The following is a 16,320-nucleotide window of genomic DNA, read 5'->3' on the forward strand; positions in this document are numbered from 1 at the left end:
TACATATACTATGGCGGTTGGGATCTCAGGTGCCGTCAGGAGAGTGACAGATGCAGTTCGTCGACGAAGCCTCGATCATCGTGGAGGCCGGTAACGGGGGCAATGGCTGCCTCAGTTTCCGGCGTGAGAAGTATGTGCCCAAGGGCGGCCCGGATGGTGGCGATGGCGGCCACGGCGGCAGCGTCTACCTGATCGGTGATGACGCCCTCAACACCCTGATCGACTTCCGCTACCAGCGCTTCTACAAGGCCCAGAACGGTCAGCCCGGCATGGGCCGGCAGATGAGCGGTCGCGCCGGTGAGGACCTGCACGTCAAGGTGCCGGTGGGCACCACGGTGATCGACGAGGAGACCCTCGAGGTGATCGCCGATGTCACCGAGATCGGCCAGGTGGTGCTGGTGGCCCAGGGCGGGCGCCGGGGGCTCGGCAATATCCACTTCAAGTCCTCCACCAATCGGGCGCCGCGGCGCACCACCCCGGGCACCGAGGGCGAACGCCGCAACCTGCGCCTGGAGATGAAGGTGATGGCCGACGTGGGCCTGCTCGGCATGCCCAACGCCGGCAAGTCGACGCTGATCCGCGCCGTCTCCGCCGCCAAGCCCAAGGTGGCCAACTATCCCTTCACCACCCTGGTGCCCAACCTGGGCGTGGTGAAGCTCGGCATCCACGAGCACTTCGTGATGGCCGACGTGCCGGGCCTCATCGAGGGTGCCTCGGACGGGGCCGGTCTGGGGCTGCGTTTCCTCAAGCACCTGACCCGCACCCGGCTGCTGTTCCACGTGGTGGACGTGGCGCCCTTCGACGAGTCCGACCCGGTGGAGGCCGCCGAGGCGATCATCCACGAGCTGGGCGAGTTCTCCCCGGCGCTGGCCGAGCTGCCGCGCTGGCTGGTGCTCAACAAGCTCGACCTGCTCCCCGCCGAGGAGCGCGAGGCGAAGGCCGACGAGATCGTGCGCCGCTTGGGCTGGGAGGGGCCGGTGTTCCGCATCTCGGCGATCTCCGCCGACGGCACCGACGCCCTGGTGCAGGCTGCCCACCGCTGGCTCACGGAGCAGCGCCAGCTGGAGAACGAGGACGAGGAGGCCGCCGAGCGGGCCCGCGAGATGCGTGCGCGCATGGAAGAGGAAGCGGTCGCCCGCACCGAGGCGCGCCTCGGCCGCAGGCGCAAGAAGGTCGATGAGGGCGACGACTTCGATGACGACGATTACGACGTCGAGGTCGAGTACGCGCCCTGAGGGATAAACTGGCTGCGCTCGCGCAGTGTCTCTGAGCTTGAGGTTGATGGCCTTGGACAACCAAGTGGAAGGCAACGAGCAGGTGGCGGGGCGCGAGGCGCTGGTGGGCGCCCGGCGGGTGGTGGTGAAGATCGGCAGCGCGCTGCTGACCAACGACGGTCGCGGCCTCGACGAGACCGCCATCGGCGGCTGGGTCGACCAGATCGCCGCGCTGCATCGCCGCGGCATCGAGGTGGTGCTGGTCTCCTCCGGCGCGGTGGCCGCCGGCATGGTGCGCCTCGGCTGGCAGGCGCGCCCCTCGGCGGTGCACGAGCTGCAGGCCGCCGCCGCGGTGGGCCAGAACGGCCTCACCGAGTGCTACGAGGGCCACTTCGCCCGCCACGGCCTGCTCACCGCCCAGGTGCTGCTGACCCACGACGACCTCTCCAACCGCAAGCGCTACCTCAATGCCCGCTCGGCGCTGCGCACCCTGGTCGACCTGCGGGTGGTGCCGGTGATCAACGAGAACGACACCGTGGTCACCGACGAGATCCGCTTCGGCGACAACGACACCCTGGGCGCCCTGGTGGCCAACCTGCTGGAGGCCGATGCGCTGATCATCCTCACCGACCAGGAGGGGCTGTTCGACGCCGACCCGCGCAGCAACCCCGAGGCGCGGCTGATCCATGAGGGGCGCGCCGACGACCCGGCGCTGGCCGCGGTGGCCGGCGGCGGCGGGGCGCTCGGCCGCGGCGGCATGGTGACCAAGATCCGCGCCGCGCACCTGGCGGCGCGCTCCGGCGCCTTCACCGCCATCGCCAGCGGCCGTCAGCCCGAGGTGCTCACCCGGCTGATGGCGGGCGAGCGCCTGGGTACCCTGCTGCGGCCGGACCAGGCCCCCATCGCGGCGCGCAAGCGCTGGTTGGCCGGCCAGCTGCAGGTGCGCGGCACCCTGACCCTGGATGCCGGGGCGGTGAAGGTGCTGCGCGAGAGCGGCTCCAGCCTGCTGGCGGTGGGGGTCAAGGCGGTGGCGGGGCAGTTTCGCCGCGGCGACATGGTGCTCTGCGTCGACGAGGCCGGCGAGCGCGTGGCCAAGGGCCTGGTCAACTACGGCGCCGATGACGCCGCGCGCCTGCTCGGCAAGCCGAGCCACCAGATCGAGGCGATCCTCGGCTTCATGGAGGCCCCGGAGCTGATCCACCGCGACAACCTGGTGGTGCTGTAGCAGCGCAGCGCGGCTGCTCTTCGGCCTGCCCCCAACGCCCCGTGCCGGGAAAGCAGCTATGGCAAGCGCGGCGCGGGCTGTGGTAGGATACGCCATCCTCTCAGACACGGCCCGTGAACGATCGCTGATGTCAAGCGGTCGGCCAGATGGCCAAGCCGGCGGAAAGTCGCGTACTTTTCTGCCGGATCAATACGTTATCGATGCCGTCATCACACGGGCGGCGAAGAATCTCCAAGGAGACATCAAGTGGCAAACAGCAAGCAAGCCCGCAAGCGCGCCCGTCAGGCAGAGCAGCGTCGCGTCCTGAAGTCCAGCCAGCGCTCCATGGTGCGCACCTACATCAAGCGCGTCATCAAGGCGATCAACGGCGGCGACCACGCCGTGGCCATGGCCGAGTTCCAGCAGGCGCAGCGTGTCATCGACCGCATCGCCGACAAGGACGTGCTCTCCAAGAAGCGCGCCGCGCGTCTGAAGAGCCGCCTGAACGCTCGCGTCAAGGCGCTGGCTGCCTGAGCAGACCGGATGCCATCGGAGTGACTCGCCCCTGAGGGCGGGCCTCCAGCAGAAAGACCGGCTGCGGCCGGTTTTTTTGTGGCTGCCCTACAGGTGAGGACGCAGACGTGACGGATCGCGAGCAGACGCCCCCCACCCCGGTGGGCGAGAACGACAAGGTGGTGGCCCCCAAGGCCGGCGGGCTGATGCGCTCGGGCCTGGTGGTCAGCGTGATGACCATGCTCTCCCGGGTCATGGGCCTGGTGCGCGACGTGGTGGTGGCCACCCTGTTCGGCGCCGGCAGCGGCGCCGACGCCTTCTTCGTTGCCTTCAAGATCCCCAACTTCATGCGCCGGCTGTTCGCCGAGGGGGCCTTCAACCAGGCCTTCGTGCCGGTGCTCTCGGAGTATGCCACCCGCGGCAGCAAGCGCGAGGTGCGCGAACTGCTCGATGCCGTCTCCGGCAGCCTCACCGTGGTGCTGGCGCTGCTCACCGCGCTGTTCATGGTCGCCGCCCCCTGGCTGGTGTGGGTGTTCGCCCCGGGCTTCGGCCGCGACCCCGCCAAGCTCGCGCTCACCGCCGACATGCTGCGGCTCACCTTTCCCTACCTGCTGCTGATCTCGCTGACGGCCTTCGCCGGCAGCGTGCTCAACACCTGGAACCGCTTCGCCATCCCGGCCTTCACCCCGGTGCTGCTCAACCTCTCGCTGATCGGTGCCGCCCTGCTGCTCACCCCGCTGATGACCGAGCCGGCCATGGCGCTGGCCTGGGGGGTGCTGATCGCCGGCGTCGCCCAGCTCGCCTTCCAGGTGCCCTTCCTGGTGCGCCTGGGGCTGATGCCCCGGCCCTGGCCGAGCTTCGTCCACCCCGGGGTGAAGCAGATCATGGTGTTGATGGCGCCGGCGCTGTTCGGCGTCTCGGTCTCCCAGATCAACCTGCTGCTCGACACTATCCTCGCCTCGCTGCTGGCACCCGGCAGCGTCTCCTGGCTCTACTACTCCGACCGCCTGGTGGAGCTCCCGCTGGGAGTCTTCGGCATCGCCATCGGCACCGTCATCCTGCCGGCGCTCTCCAAGCGCCACGCCGCCCAGTCCGGCCAGCACTTCAGCGAGATGCTCGACTGGGCGATACGCGCCGTGCTGCTGCTCGGCCTGCCGGCGGCCCTGGCGCTGGCGATACTGGCCGAGCCGCTGTTGATCTCGCTGTTCCACTACGGCGCCATGACCGAGCACGACATCGCTATGGCGGCGATGAGCCTGCGGGCCTATGCGTTTGGCCTGGTGGCCTTCATGCTGATCAAGGTGCTGGCGCCGGGCTTCTTCGCCCGCCAGAACACCAGCACGCCGGTGAAGGTCGGCATCATTGCCATGGTCGCCAACATGGTCTTCAACCTGATCCTGATCTGGCCCCTGGCCCACGCCGGCCTGGCGCTGGCCACGGCGCTCTCGGCGTTCCTGAATGCCGGCCTGCTGGGCTGGCTGCTGCACAAGGAGCGGGTGTTGGTGTTCCAGCCCGGCTGGGGCCGCTACGCGGTGCAGCTGCTGGGCGGCTGTGCGGTGATGGGGCTCGGCCTGTGGCTGATCTCGCCCGACTGGCAGGTCTGGCTCGGCTGGAGCGTCTGGACCCGGGTGGCCTGGCTGGGCGCCCTGGTGGTGGCCGGCGCCGGCGTCTACTTCGCCTGGCTCGCATTGACCGGCGTGCGCATCCGGCACTTCAAGATGAAGAGCTGATCGTCGGAAGACCAGGCCGGCCCGGCTGTCAAGGGGCCGGCGGTCCGGTATAATCTCTCACTTTATGACCATCCTTTCGCCACTCACCTTTCGCCATTCACCCAGCCAGCAGGGCTCGAGCAACGCCATGCAAGTGATCCGAGGACTGCACAACCTGCGCGACGAGCACCGCGGCTGCGTGGCCACCATCGGCAACTTCGATGGCGTCCACCGCGGCCACCAGGCGATCCTCGAGCAGTGCCGGGAGCAGGCCGCCAAGCTGCAGCTGCCGGTCACCGTGGTGGTCTTCGAGCCCCAGCCCCGGGAGTTCTTCGCCGGCGACCAGGCGCCGCCGCGCCTCACCCTGCTGCGTGACAAGGTGCGCCTGCTGGGCGAGGCGGGGGTGGAACGGGTGCTCTGCCTGCCCTTCAACGATGCCCTGCGCGGCCTCACCGCCGAGGCCTTCATCGAGAAGGTGCTGATCGAGGGCCTCGGCGTGCGCCACCTGGTGGTGGGCGACGACTTCCGCTTCGGCTGCGATCGCCGCGGCGACTTCCACCTGCTCACCGAGGTGGGCGAGCGGCACGGCTTCAGCGTCGAGCACACCCGCACCTTCACCGTCGACGACGACCGGGTCTCCAGCACGCGCATCCGCACCCTGCTGGCCAGCGGCAACTTCGAGGCGGCGGCCCGGCTGCTGGGTCGGCCCTATCGGCTGGGCGGGCGCGTGGTGGCGGACCAGAAGCTCGGCCGCACCATCGGCGTGCCCACCGCCAACCTGCCCCAGCCGGTGCGCTCCCTGGCCCTGCAGGGCGTCTATGCGGTGGTCAGCGAGCTGCCCGACGGCCGCCGCCTGCCCGGCGTGGCCAATATCGGCTGGCGCCCCACGGTGGGCAGCACCCGGCCGGTGCTGGAGGTGCACCTGTTCGACTTCGACGGCGACCTCTACGGCCAGCGCCTGCGGGTCTTCCCCTGCGCCAAGCTGCGCGGCGAGGTGAGGTTCGAGCACCTCGACGCCCTCAAGCAGCAGATCACCGCCGACCAGCGCCGCGCCCGGGCCTACTTTGCCGAGCACTCATTACAGCGCCCCGAAGCCGGCGCTTCTGTTTCACAGCACCCCAAAACCGGTGCTTCTGTTTCACAGCGCCCCGAAGCCGGCGCCTCGCGCCTCGGCCTGAACAACGATGATTCTCTTCCTCTGGCATCGGCGCCGCTGGCGCGCGAGGCCGTGACTTCCGATTCCTCGGCGGGGACCCCCGCCGACCACGACGACGGCTGACCCCCAGGATATGAGCGACTACAAGCACACTCTGAACCTGCCAGAAACCGATTTCCCGATGCGCGGCATGCTGCCCAAGCGCGAGCCGGAGCGCCTGGCCGAGTGGCAGGAGAAGAACCTCTACCACCGCCTGCGCGAGGAGCGCCGGGGCAAGCCGCTGTTCGTGCTGCACGATGGCCCCCCCTACGCCAACGGCAGCATCCACATCGGTCACGCCGTCAACAAGATCCTCAAGGACATCATCGTCAAGTCGAAGAACCTGGCCGGCTTCGATGCCCCCTACGTGCCCGGCTGGGACTGCCACGGCCTGCCCATTGAGCACAAGGTCGAGACCACCCACGGCAAGCACCTGGCCGCCGAGCGCGCCCGCGAGCTGTGCCGCGAGTACGCCGGCGAGCAGATCCAGGGCCAGCTGGCCGATTTCGTGCGCCTGGGCGTGATGGGCGACTGGGAGAACCCCTACCGCTCCATGGACTTCGCCAACGAGGCGGGCGAGATCCGCGCACTCGCCGAGATGGTCGAGGCCGGTTACGTCTTCAAGGGCCTCAAGCCCGTCAACTGGTGCTTCGACTGCGGTTCCGCCTTGGCCGAGGCTGAGGTGGAGTACGCCGACAAGAAATCCGACGCCATCGACGTGGCCTTCCCGGTGGAGGACGCCGACCGCCTGGCCGCCGCCTTCGGCCTGGCTGCGCTGCCCAAGCCCGCCGCCATCGTCATCTGGACCACCACCCCCTGGACCATCCCCGCCAACCAGGCGCTCAACGTCCACCCCGAGTTCACCTACGCCCTGGTGGATACCGGCGAGCGGCTGCTGGTGCTGGCCGAGGAGCTGGTGGAATCGTGCCTAGAGCGCTACGGCCTTACCGGCGAGGTGATCGCCACCACCCGCGGCGAGGCCTTCGACGGCATCCGCTTCCGCCACCCCTTCTATGATCGCCTCTCGCCGGTCTATCTCGCCGACTACGTCGAGGCCGAGGTGGGCAGCACCGGCATCGTCCACTCCGCCCCCGCCTATGGCATGGATGACTTCGTCACCTGCCGCGAGCACGGCATGGCCTTCGAGGAGATCCTGAGCCCGGTGCAGAGCAACGGCGTCTACGCCGACGACCTGCCCTACTTCGGCGGCCAGATGATCTGGAAGGCCAACCCGCAGATCGTCGAGAAGCTGCGCGAGGTCGGCGCGCTGATGCACCACGAGCCGATCACCCACAGCTACATGCACTGCTGGCGCCACAAGACCCCGCTGATCTACCGCGCCACCGCCCAGTGGTTCGTGGGCATGGACGTGAAGGGCAAGGACGGCAAGACCCTGCGCGAGCGGGCGCTCGCGGGCATCGAGGCCACCCAGTTCACCCCGGCCTGGGGCCAGGCGCGCCTGCACAGCATGATCGCCAACCGCCCGGACTGGTGCATCTCCCGCCAGCGCAACTGGGGTGTACCGATCCCGTTCTTCCTGCACAAGGCCACCGGCGAACTGCACCCGCGCACCGTGGAGCTGATGGAGGAGGCCGCCAAGCGCGTCGAGAAGGAGGGCATCGATGCCTGGTTCCGCCTCGATCCGGCGGAGCTGCTCGGTGACGAGGCCGGCGACTATGAGAAGGTCACCGACACCCTGGACGTCTGGTTCGACTCCGGTACCACCCACCGCCACGTGCTGCGCGGCTCGCACCCCCACGGCCACGAGGCCGGCCCCCGCGCCGACCTCTACCTGGAGGGCTCCGACCAGCACCGCGGCTGGTTCCACTCCTCGCTGCTCACCGGCTGCGCCATCGACGGCCACCCGCCCTACCGCGGGCTGCTCACCCACGGCTTCACCGTGGACGCCCAAGGCCGCAAGATGTCCAAGTCGATGGGCAACGTGGTGGCCCCCCAGGAGGTGGTGGACAAGCTCGGCGCCGACATCCTGCGCCTGTGGGTCGCCTCCACCGACTACGGCAACGAGATGGCGGTCTCCGACGAGATCTTGAAGCGCACCGCCGACGTCTACCGCCGTATCCGCAACACCGCGCGCTTCCTGCTCGCCAACCTCAACGGCTTCGAGCCGAGCCGCGACGCCGTGGCCTTCGGCGAGATGCTGGCCCTGGACCAGTGGGTGGTGGACCGCGCCGCCCAGCTGCAGGCGCGCATCGAGAAGGCCTACCAGGAGTACCGCTTCCTCGACGTCTACCAGCAGGTCCACGGCTTCTGCGCCCGGGAGCTGGGCGGCTTCTACCTGGACGTGATCAAGGATCGCCAGTACACCACCCAGCGCGACTCCCTGGCGCGGCGCAGCGCCCAGACCGCCCTCTACCACGTGGTGGAGGCGCTCGCCCGCTGGGTCGCCCCGATCCTCAGCTTCACCGCCGAGGAGATCTTCGAGAACATCCCCGGCGAGCGCGGCGACAGCGTGCTTCTGGAGACCTACTACCAGGGCCTCGCCACCCTGCCCGAAGAGGCCGCCATGGGCCGAGACTTCTGGGAGCAGGTGCTCGAGGTGAAGCAGGCGGTGAACAAGTGCCTGGAGGACGCCCGCAACGCCAAGACCATCAAGGGCAGCCTGGCCGCCGAGGTCACCCTCTACGTGGACGACACCCTCCACGCGACCCTGGCCAAGCTGGGCGACGAGCTGCGCTTCGTGATGCTGACCAGCGACGTGACCCTCAGGCCGCTGGCCGAGGGTGAGCAGGCCGAGGGCGCCGAGGCCACCGAGCTTGCCGGCCTGAAGGTGGCCGTGGCCGCAAGCGGCCACAAAAAGTGCGAGCGCTGCTGGCACCACCGCGAGGACGTGGGCAGCCACGCCGAGCACCCGGAGCTGTGCGGCCGCTGTGTGAGCAACTTGCCTGAGGGCCCCGGTGAGACGCGCCTCTATGCCTGATTCGCATGCTAAGCACGCCCCCGCCAACCCCCCAGGGGTGCCGCCCATGCAGCGCCCGCTGCGCTGGCTCTGGCTTTCCGTGGCGATCATCGTGCTGGACCTCGCCACCAAGTACGCCGCCAGCGCCTGGCTGGAGTACGCCCGGCCGGTGGAGGTGCTGCCCTTCTTCAACCTGACGCTGCTCCACAACACTGGCGCCGCCTTCAGCTTCCTGGCCGACCATCCCGGCTGGCAGCGCTGGTTCTTCGCCGTCATCGCGGTGGGGGCCAGCGTCGGCCTGACCCTCTGGCTGACCCGGCTGAAGCGCGACGAGACGCTGCTGGCGTGTTCGCTCGCGGCCATCATCGGCGGCGCCCTGGGCAACCTCTACGACCGCCTGGTGCACGGCTACGTGGTGGACTTCCTCTCCTTCCACGTCGCCGGCTGGTACTACCCGGCCTTCAACGTCGCGGACATCGGCATCACCCTGGGGGCCATCGGCCTGATCTGGGAGTCGGTGTTCGGGGAGAAGCGCCGCGTGCGGCAACGCAATTCCTGATAGAGAGAGCGCAATGAGCGACTATCGCATCGACGAGGGCATGGAAGTCACCCTGCACTTCACCCTCAAGCTGGAAGACGGCACCGTGGTGGACTCCACCCGCGACAAGGCCCCGGCCACCTTCCAGGTGGGCGACGGCAACCTGCCGCCCGGCTTCGAGCACCCCATGAAGGGCATGGCCGCCGGCGAGAGCGCAAGCTTCGAGATCACCCCGGAGCACGCCTTCGGCCAGCGCAATCCCCAGAACATCCAGCGCCTGAAACGCGACGACTTCGGCGACGAGGCGCTGGAGGTAGGCACCGTGATGTCCTTCTCCGACCCCTCCGGCGGCGAGTTGCCCGGCGTGATCAGCGCCATCGAGGGCGAGATGGTGGACGTGGACTTCAACCACCCGCTGGCCGGGCGTACCCTGACCTTCGAGGTGGAAGTATTGGACGTGAAGCCCGCCACGACGCACTGAGCGGCGATGGCCAGCGCCACCGGAGCCCTCTCAGGGGGTTAGGTAGTGTCACGAAGACTACGGTCTACTGGTGGGAGCTGGGCTTTGCCCGGCGAATGGCGCCGCAGGCGCCCCGGCGGTCAGCCCCCAACGAATCAACCCGCAGATGCCCCCGACGCATCAAGGCAGATAATCATGCAAGCTAACTCCGTGCAGATCCGGCTGGCCAACCCGCGTGGTTTCTGCGCCGGCGTCGACCGCGCCATCGAGATCGTCAACCGGGCGCTGGATGTCTTCGGGGCACCCATCTACGTGCGCCATGAAGTTGTCCACAACCGGTTCGTGGTGGACACCCTGCGCAGCCGGGGCGCCATCTTCGTCGAGGAGCTCCACGAGGTGCCCGACGACGTCATCGTGATCTTCTCCGCCCACGGCGTCTCCCGCGCCGTGCAGGAGGAGGCCGAGCGCCGCGGCCTCAAGGTGTTCGACGCCACCTGCCCGCTGGTCACCAAGGTACATATGGAGGTGCTGCGCTACGCCCGGCGTGGCCAGGAGTGCATCCTGATCGGCCACGAGGGGCACCCCGAGGTGGAGGGCACCATGGGGCGCTACGACACCTCCCATGGCGGCGCCATCTACCTGGTGGAGGACGAGGAGGATGTCGCCAAGCTCGAGGTCAAGGACCCGAGCAAGCTCGCCTTCGTCACCCAGACCACCCTCTCCATGGACGACACCGCCCGGGTGATCGACGCCCTGCGCGCCAAGTTTCCGCAGATCGAGGGCCCGCGCAAGGACGACATCTGCTACGCCACCCAGAACCGCCAGGACGCCGTGCGTGAGCTGGCTGCCAGCAGCGACCTGGTGCTGGTGGTGGGCAGCCCCAATAGCTCCAACTCCAACCGTCTGCGCGAGCTCTCCGAGCGGGTCGGCACCCCCGCCTACCTGATCGACAGCGCCGAGCAGATCGATCCCGCCTGGCTCGAGGGCGTCAACGCTATCGGTGTCACCGCCGGCGCCAGCGCCCCCGAGGTGTTGGTGCAGGGCGTGATCGCCCGCCTGCAGGCGCTGGGCGCCGCCGCCCCCGAGGAGCTCGACGGCCGCGCCGAGACCATCACCTTCTCCATGCCGCGCGAGCTGCGCGAGCGGGTGATCGTCAGCGAGTCATGATGACCATGGAGCTCGGTCCTGCTGGGCGATAGAACTTTCCTTCGCCTCTTTTTGTCCATACAATAAAAGCCATGATCATCGACTTCGATCCCAACAAGAGTGCTCGAAACCAACAGGATCGCGGTCTACCCTTCACTGCGGTAGAGCACTTTGACTGGGAGGGTGCCGTCTTCACGGAAGACAACCGTTTCGAGTACCCAGAGCGCCGGTTTATCGCTTTGGGGAAGATTGGCCAGCGCGTGCATGTGGTGTGCTTTACGCCAATCGAGGACGGGATTCGAGTCATCAGCCTGAGGAAGGCTAACCCACGGGAGGTACGCCGCTATGAAAATGCGACTCACGGATAAGGACGGAGAGGTTAGCGAGCTCACCGACGCCGATGTGAAGCGTATGCGCCCGATGTCGGAGGTCCTTCCCGCAAACCTGCAGCGCACCATCGGCCAGCGTGGCAAGCAGCGCTCGCCGACGAAGGTAAAGACGTCGATCCGTTTATCACCGGAAGTGATTGAACACTTCAAGGCAGGGGGGGAAGGTTGGCAGCGACGCATTGACCAAGCTCTGAAGCAGTACATCAGAGAACATCGCCACGGGTGATCGACAACGCCGAGCCGAGCAGGCCGCCGCCCCCGAGGAGCTCGCCGGCCGCGAGGAGACCATCACCTTCTCGATGCCCCGGGAGCTGCGCGAGCGGGTGATCGTCAGCGAGTAGCGCGCCCGAGGCGTGCACCAACAACAACGCCGCCGTCATCGCCATGACGGCGGCGTTGTTATTGGTGGTTGAGCCTGCATTGAACCTCCAGCAGCGGGACTACTGGTGGGAGCCCGGGTTCCCCGGGCGAACACCGCGCAGCGGTGAGGCGCCGACAGGCGCCCGGCAATTACGCCACACGCCTGCTTCCTTGCGTACCAAGCGCTACACTGTAAGCCATCGCTTACCATCCGGGCATTTTTGCCCCGGCACCCTATCGAAAACCCTATTCCTGATACATACTGAAACCAAACGTAATGAACGCAAGAGAGGCGCGGCGTGACCCCACCCAGCACCCGACGCAGGCCCCAGAGCCCCACAGGCAGCACCCGGCGCAGCGCCGGCTTTACCCTCATCGAACTGATGATTGCGGTAGCCGTGATCGGGATCTTGGCGGCAATTGCCATACCCAGCTATCAGGGATATGTGGAGCGTTCACGCCTTTCAGATGGTCAGGCGGGCCTTATGCAGGCAGCCGGGGAAATGGAGCGGTGTTATACACAGAATTACGAATATCAAGAAGCATGCCTGCAGACGACTTCATCGCCTGAAGGTGTTTACCCGAAAATCGGGTTCCTCGACGGCACAACACCCGGTGCAACATATACGCTAGAGGCTTCTGGGGGGACACGAGTTCCAACATCTCCAGCAGATTGTAGGGCTCTTACCCAGAGCAGTGATGGGACGCGTGGCCCTGAAGGATGTTGGTAACGTTATGTCAAAAGTGCGCGGCTTTACGCTTATTGAACTCTTGGTCACATTGGCGGTAGCCGTAATTTTAGAGACCGTCGCAGTGCCCGGATTTCAACGCATGATGGCAACGAGTAGAGTGGCTTCTGACTACAATGAAGTGCTTTCTGGTCTTAATTTTGCCAGGAGTGAGGCAGTTAAGCGGCGCATCGACGTGACGTTTTCTGTTACGCAGTCAGAGCCTTGGGTATATCAGATTTCTGATGGAGGTGTATTGCGCCAGCGATCTGGTAAAGACGAGCGAACATCATTGACGGATGGTTTTTCTGTTACCTTTGGACCGCTTGGTAAGCCGTCTGGCTCCTGCTCTTCTGGGTGTGATCTATCTCTCAGTAATAAATTTTCAGGTGTGGGTGATCGCACTATCAGTGTCAGCGCAATGGGAAGAGTGGGAGGTGGGGCATAGTGGCTTCCAGGACATCAGTCGAGCGTGGCTTTACTTTGATAGAAGCATTGGTTGCTTTGCTGGTGCTCTCCATCGGCATGCTGGGCGTCGCCGCTATGCAGCTAAAGGCGCTCCAAGGCGCTCATACGGCCTATCAGCGCTCCATTGCCTCCTTGGCGGCGCAGGATGCGCAGGAAAGACTGTGGGCCAGGATGGCGGAAGTCGGGAATAGAGTATGTCCGTCCTGGTCCGACGCTAAAGGTTTTGGCGGCGAGGAAAGCTGGCATGATACCTGGGAAGGGTACCTCCCGGGGCTCGTGCTAGCAGCAGTGACACCGCCGGGATCACCGAATGAAGAGTGTGAGTTCGATATATCGGTTCAGTGGTCGGACAGTAGATTTGGTGAAGAGGTCGACCCCGTATTCCAGTATACGGTGCGTTTGCCGGGAGTTCAGCCATGAAGCGAAATAGTGGTTTCTCCCTAGTCGAGTTGATGGTGGCTATGGTGATCGGTCTGATCATCATCCTGGGTGCCGGCCAGTTATTCTTGACCGTCTTTCAGACCAATCGCCAGGTGGAAACGCTCAGCGAAAAGCAGGCAGCGGTTAATTTCGCCGTTGAGACATTGCTTAGAGATATTCGGCGGGCGAACCCCGGCAGTATTGCTTTTGACAATAATTCACTCGAGCTGACTGTTTCTAATCGCGGTGATCTTGCAGGATGCTTTGCTGGTCAAGCTGTGGTGAAAACGTATTTCTTGTCAGGTGGTGATTTTCGGCTCTCGCAAGTTTGTGGCGTATCTAGTGGCGTATCTAGTAGTGGGCCGGACACGTTAGTGTCAGCCTTTAATCCTGACGGGCCTAATGATGGCTTTCATGTGGAGGCTGGCAACGTAGATGGTGTGTGGGTTGTTTTCTTTGATTTGATTGCGACCGATGGAGGAAGCGAGTCAGATGAGTTTATTTTCCATGCCGTCAATCGTACGGCGGCAGTCACGAGCAGTGGTAGTAACTGATAGGTTTTCTACGAAGCCGTGAGCTTCATGGAGTATGGTGATGAAACGTCAGAACGGAGCAGCTTTGGTAGTAGTGCTGTCACTGCTTGCTATCTCGCTGATGGTGGGTCTGTCCAGCATGCAGGCCTCGCAGGTTGATGAGAGACTGGCGGGGAATTACAAGGCTCAGGCGGATGCTCAGATGGGGGCGGAAACAGCAGCAGCTGCTGGATGGGAAAATGTAAGAAATGCAGATTGGGAAGACGTTTCTGACTTGAACAGCACCGGTTTGGAAAGTTTGCGCTGGGTGGATTTTGTGGGTGTCGGTGGGGACGGGGGCTGCGAGGGAAATGTTGAGTGTTTATATCGGTACTTTGAAGATGGTGATGAAAAGTATATTGTTGCTATTGGTGCTGTGGTTGTAGTGGGCGCTGGTGTTGTTTCGGAAAGCTCCCCTTTGGTTGTTCGTGTTAATAGGGGCGGGTATTTTTTAGGCCCGCAAGCTGCTCATCAGTGTTATGGTACTTTTTGCTCTTACAGGATTAAAGGATCTTCTGATTTAACTGGCATTGATCACATGACCCCAAGTGATCCTGGTTGTAATGGTGGTGCATGTAATTCAGGGCCTTCGGGGGTGGAGGAAAATGATAGAGATAAGTGTTATTATCCAGATGTTATTGGCGAGTATAAGGACTGTCGTACTGAGCCTCTTGAAGGCGCTATGACTAAAGACGACTGGCTTGATTATGTTAGTGCGATTAGTTTCACGGATAGGTTTTTTGATGGTGATACTGTGCCTTCCCTTAATGATAGAGCTTCCCCCGCTTTCGTTGAGATTGTCCAAGGTAAGGTGACGAGGGGTACGGGAAATGTGAATACAGTCGGCGTTATTGTTGTAAGGGCAGGGGCTACTTTTGACCTTTCTGGGAATGGCCATCATGAGGGGGTTGTTATAGTTGAGCCGGGCGCGAGAATTGAATATAACGGAACTCCGAGAGTCTATGGTACAATAGTCACGCTTGAGGGGGCTTATAGCGATGACCTAGAGGTTCCTGATGTAGATATTTCAGGAAATACGGCCGTAAGGTATAGTCAAGCTGCCATTGATCTTGTGAACAGAGCATCAGGTTCAAGTGAGGGTGACTCTGGTTGGGAGATTAAGGGCTGGTTTTGAGGGTGCGTATTTTAATTTTTTGGTGCTAAAATCTTGGGTTGGGGATATTGTGCTCTATTGGTTCCATAGCTTTAATTTTATGTGCCTGGCCTTCAATCTTGGGTGGTGTGGTTTTTAACTAATAATCTTCTTGTGAGGGTGCATGAATAAGAGGCTTGGCGCAGCATTAGTAGTGGTTCTCGCCTTGCTGGCGATTGCCCTGATGGTAGGCCTGTCCATGATGCAGTCCTCCCAGGTGGATGAGCGGCTGGCGGGCAACTACAGGGCGCAGGCGGATGCCCAGATGGGGGCGGAGAAGGCGGCCTGTGCCGGCTTTGGGGCGCTGGAGGGCCCTGATGACTTTGTCTCTGTCAGCCTGTCCCTGGCGGAGCTTTCCAGCCTGGGCTGGCAGGGCTTCGGTAATGATGCCGAATTCAATGGCTAGGTATTGAGCTCCGATGCCTGCTCCGGGAATGTCGAGTGCCACTACCGCTACGCCAGGATTGGTGGTGTCACCTATATCCTGGCCATGGGAGCCGTTGCCGACAGCGACAGGGTCATTGCGGTAAGCGAGCCGCTGAGCGTGCTGGTGCTGGAGGACTATCGCGGCCCCGGCCTTGCTGATTTCGACCCCATTACGCTGCTCGGCAACGTAGAGGGCTTCAGCCATACCAATAGCCGTCCGTTCACCATCACCCGAGTGGGGGGCGACAACGAAGGCTACTCCATCGCCGTTCAGAACCCCGGTGATGTGGAGGACATCACGTTCTCTGCCAATAACGAGGGGAACCGTGCGACCGTCGATGATGAGCTGGTTCAGGCCATGCAGTATAGTGACGAGGAGCTTGCTCAGATAGCCGCCCTTGTGGATTTTGCCAAATACTCTCACCACAGTAATGTGAAGTACTACGGCGGAAGCTGCGCTCTCCGGGAAGGGGAGGAGAAGGAAGGAGATGTGCCGTCCTGCTATGCCGACGGCGAGTCTTCGGGTGGACTGCTGGTCGTTGACGGTGACTTTTACTGGGACGGCTACAACTACTATGAGGGTGTGATCCTGGTCCGGGGAGAAAACATCATCTATAACGGCGGTGGCTCCGGGTCCCTGCGCGGGGCGCTGGTTCATCTGCCGGCTAACCCTGATGGACAGCAAACGGCGGATGGGTTTGACCTGGGTGACTCTTACATCACGATGAACGGTGGTGGTGCCTCAGCCTTTGTTCATGACCCGGCCATACTGAGCGAGCTTGAGGAGGGCTGGTTTGGAGGCGATGGCGGTGGCCCCGAGTTCGACACTTCCAGTCCGATTTTGGCCTGAAATCGGCACTCATGGCATGAGAATTCAGTGACTTAGCCATTTCTGGCCGAATTCTTTG

18 protein-coding genes are annotated in these 16,320 nt (G+C 64.1%); all 18 read left to right on the top strand.

Going from position 1 to position 16,320, the window contains the following annotated elements; translation table 11 throughout:
• Positions 1-50 precede the first annotated feature (50 nt).
• The 18 genes from cgtA to DER72_RS13750 all read left to right on the top strand — a co-directional run bounded on the left by cgtA (position 51) and on the right by DER72_RS13750 (position 16,262).
• Entirely contained in the window at positions 51-1,235 is a 1,185-nt protein-coding gene (gene cgtA / locus DER72_RS13660; protein WP_110070534.1) for an Obg family GTPase CgtA, read from the top strand.
• A 64-nt stretch (positions 1,236-1,299) separates the two neighbouring features.
• The gene (gene proB, locus DER72_RS13665) at positions 1,300-2,439 is read left to right on the top strand and encodes a glutamate 5-kinase (RefSeq protein WP_110070550.1); all 1,140 of its coding nucleotides are present in this window, start codon (positions 1,300-1,302) and stop codon (positions 2,437-2,439) included.
• Between the two features lie 246 nt (positions 2,440-2,685).
• Positions 2,686-2,952 (top strand): 30S ribosomal protein S20, encoded by a 267-nt coding sequence (rpsT, locus tag DER72_RS13670; RefSeq protein WP_110070535.1) that lies wholly within the window; start codon positions 2,686-2,688, stop codon positions 2,950-2,952.
• Between the two features lie 185 nt (positions 2,953-3,137).
• Positions 3,138-4,661: a murein biosynthesis integral membrane protein MurJ gene (gene murJ / locus DER72_RS13675; RefSeq protein ID WP_110070551.1), complete on the top strand. Its 1,524-nt coding sequence runs from the start codon at positions 3,138-3,140 to the stop codon at positions 4,659-4,661.
• Positions 4,662-4,788: 127 nt separating this feature from the next.
• Positions 4,789-5,919 carry a bifunctional riboflavin kinase/FAD synthetase gene (gene ribF / locus DER72_RS13680; RefSeq protein ID WP_110070536.1) on the top strand — a complete coding sequence of 377 codons (1,131 nt, stop codon included), beginning with the start codon at positions 4,789-4,791 and terminating at the stop codon, positions 5,917-5,919.
• A gap of 10 nt (positions 5,920-5,929) precedes the next feature.
• The gene (ileS, locus tag DER72_RS13685; RefSeq protein ID WP_110070537.1) at positions 5,930-8,773 is read left to right on the top strand and encodes an isoleucine--tRNA ligase; all 2,844 of its coding nucleotides are present in this window, start codon (positions 5,930-5,932) and stop codon (positions 8,771-8,773) included.
• 46 nt (positions 8,774-8,819) lie between these two features.
• Entirely contained in the window at positions 8,820-9,311 is a 492-nt protein-coding gene (lspA, locus tag DER72_RS13690) for a signal peptidase II (RefSeq protein ID WP_110070538.1), read from the top strand.
• Positions 9,312-9,324: 13 nt separating this feature from the next.
• A complete protein-coding gene (gene fkpB, locus DER72_RS13695) occupies positions 9,325-9,771 on the top strand; it encodes an FKBP-type peptidyl-prolyl cis-trans isomerase (RefSeq protein WP_110070539.1) in 447 nt (148 codons plus the stop codon).
• 174 nt (positions 9,772-9,945) lie between these two features.
• Positions 9,946-10,917, top strand: coding sequence for a 4-hydroxy-3-methylbut-2-enyl diphosphate reductase (gene ispH / locus DER72_RS13700; protein ID WP_110070540.1), 972 nt, complete (start codon positions 9,946-9,948; stop codon positions 10,915-10,917).
• 71 nt (positions 10,918-10,988) lie between these two features.
• On the top strand, positions 10,989-11,264 hold the full coding sequence (locus DER72_RS13705) for a BrnT family toxin (RefSeq protein WP_110070541.1): 276 nt from the start codon (positions 10,989-10,991) through the stop codon (positions 11,262-11,264).
• The gene (locus tag DER72_RS13710) at positions 11,242-11,511 is read left to right on the top strand and encodes a BrnA antitoxin family protein (RefSeq protein ID WP_110070542.1); all 270 of its coding nucleotides are present in this window, start codon (positions 11,242-11,244) and stop codon (positions 11,509-11,511) included. The genes DER72_RS13705 and DER72_RS13710 overlap by 23 nt, the downstream gene beginning before the upstream one ends.
• Before the next feature lie 433 nt (positions 11,512-11,944).
• Positions 11,945-12,376, top strand: coding sequence for a type IV pilin protein (locus tag DER72_RS13720; protein WP_258306311.1), 432 nt, complete (start codon positions 11,945-11,947; stop codon positions 12,374-12,376).
• Positions 12,345-12,821 (top strand): GspH/FimT family pseudopilin, encoded by a 477-nt coding sequence (locus DER72_RS13725; protein ID WP_110070545.1) that lies wholly within the window; start codon positions 12,345-12,347, stop codon positions 12,819-12,821. The genes DER72_RS13720 and DER72_RS13725 overlap by 32 nt, the downstream gene beginning before the upstream one ends.
• On the top strand, positions 12,821-13,261 hold the full coding sequence (gene pilV / locus DER72_RS13730; RefSeq protein WP_110070546.1) for a type IV pilus modification protein PilV: 441 nt from the start codon (positions 12,821-12,823) through the stop codon (positions 13,259-13,261). The genes DER72_RS13725 and pilV overlap by 1 nt, the downstream gene beginning before the upstream one ends.
• Positions 13,258-13,815, top strand: coding sequence for a PilW family protein (locus DER72_RS13735; RefSeq protein ID WP_110070547.1), 558 nt, complete (start codon positions 13,258-13,260; stop codon positions 13,813-13,815). The genes pilV and DER72_RS13735 overlap by 4 nt, the downstream gene beginning before the upstream one ends.
• Before the next feature lie 40 nt (positions 13,816-13,855).
• Positions 13,856-14,968, top strand: coding sequence for a PilX N-terminal domain-containing pilus assembly protein (locus DER72_RS13740; protein ID WP_181395677.1), 1,113 nt, complete (start codon positions 13,856-13,858; stop codon positions 14,966-14,968).
• A gap of 142 nt (positions 14,969-15,110) precedes the next feature.
• Entirely contained in the window at positions 15,111-15,392 is a 282-nt protein-coding gene (locus DER72_RS13745) for a PilX N-terminal domain-containing pilus assembly protein (RefSeq protein ID WP_110070548.1), read from the top strand.
• Between the two features lie 3 nt (positions 15,393-15,395).
• Positions 15,396-16,262, top strand: a complete 867-nt coding sequence (locus DER72_RS13750; RefSeq protein WP_146209065.1) for a hypothetical protein — start codon at positions 15,396-15,398, stop codon at positions 16,260-16,262.
• Positions 16,263-16,320 lie beyond the last annotated feature (58 nt).

Origin of the sequence: Halomonas sp. A11-A (assembly GCF_003182195.1) — a bacterium.
In the GTDB taxonomy this organism is placed as follows: domain Bacteria; phylum Pseudomonadota; class Gammaproteobacteria; order Pseudomonadales; family Halomonadaceae; genus Halomonas; species Halomonas alkalicola.

Bases quoted from the DNA above. Each gene is read 5' to 3' on its own strand.
- cgtA (WP_110070534.1), top strand. From the start codon at position 51: ATGCAGTTCGTCGACGAAGCCTCGATCATCGTGGAGGCCGGTAACGGG.
- murJ (WP_110070551.1), top strand. From the start codon at position 3,138: ATGCGCTCGGGCCTGGTGGTCAGCGTGATGACCATGCTCTCCCGGGTC.
- ribF (WP_110070536.1), top strand. From the start codon at position 4,789: ATGCAAGTGATCCGAGGACTGCACAACCTGCGCGACGAGCACCGCGGC.
- ileS (WP_110070537.1), top strand. From the start codon at position 5,930: ATGAGCGACTACAAGCACACTCTGAACCTGCCAGAAACCGATTTCCCG.
- lspA (WP_110070538.1), top strand. From the start codon at position 8,820: ATGCAGCGCCCGCTGCGCTGGCTCTGGCTTTCCGTGGCGATCATCGTG.
- fkpB (WP_110070539.1), top strand. From the start codon at position 9,325: ATGAGCGACTATCGCATCGACGAGGGCATGGAAGTCACCCTGCACTTC.
- ispH (WP_110070540.1), top strand. From the start codon at position 9,946: ATGCAAGCTAACTCCGTGCAGATCCGGCTGGCCAACCCGCGTGGTTTC.
- DER72_RS13705 (WP_110070541.1), top strand. From the start codon at position 10,989: ATGATCATCGACTTCGATCCCAACAAGAGTGCTCGAAACCAACAGGAT.
- DER72_RS13710 (WP_110070542.1), top strand. From the start codon at position 11,242: ATGAAAATGCGACTCACGGATAAGGACGGAGAGGTTAGCGAGCTCACC.
- DER72_RS13725 (WP_110070545.1), top strand. From the start codon at position 12,345: ATGGGACGCGTGGCCCTGAAGGATGTTGGTAACGTTATGTCAAAAGTG.
- DER72_RS13735 (WP_110070547.1), top strand. From the start codon at position 13,258: ATGAAGCGAAATAGTGGTTTCTCCCTAGTCGAGTTGATGGTGGCTATG.
- DER72_RS13740 (WP_181395677.1), top strand. From the start codon at position 13,856: ATGAAACGTCAGAACGGAGCAGCTTTGGTAGTAGTGCTGTCACTGCTT.
- DER72_RS13745 (WP_110070548.1), top strand. From the start codon at position 15,111: ATGAATAAGAGGCTTGGCGCAGCATTAGTAGTGGTTCTCGCCTTGCTG.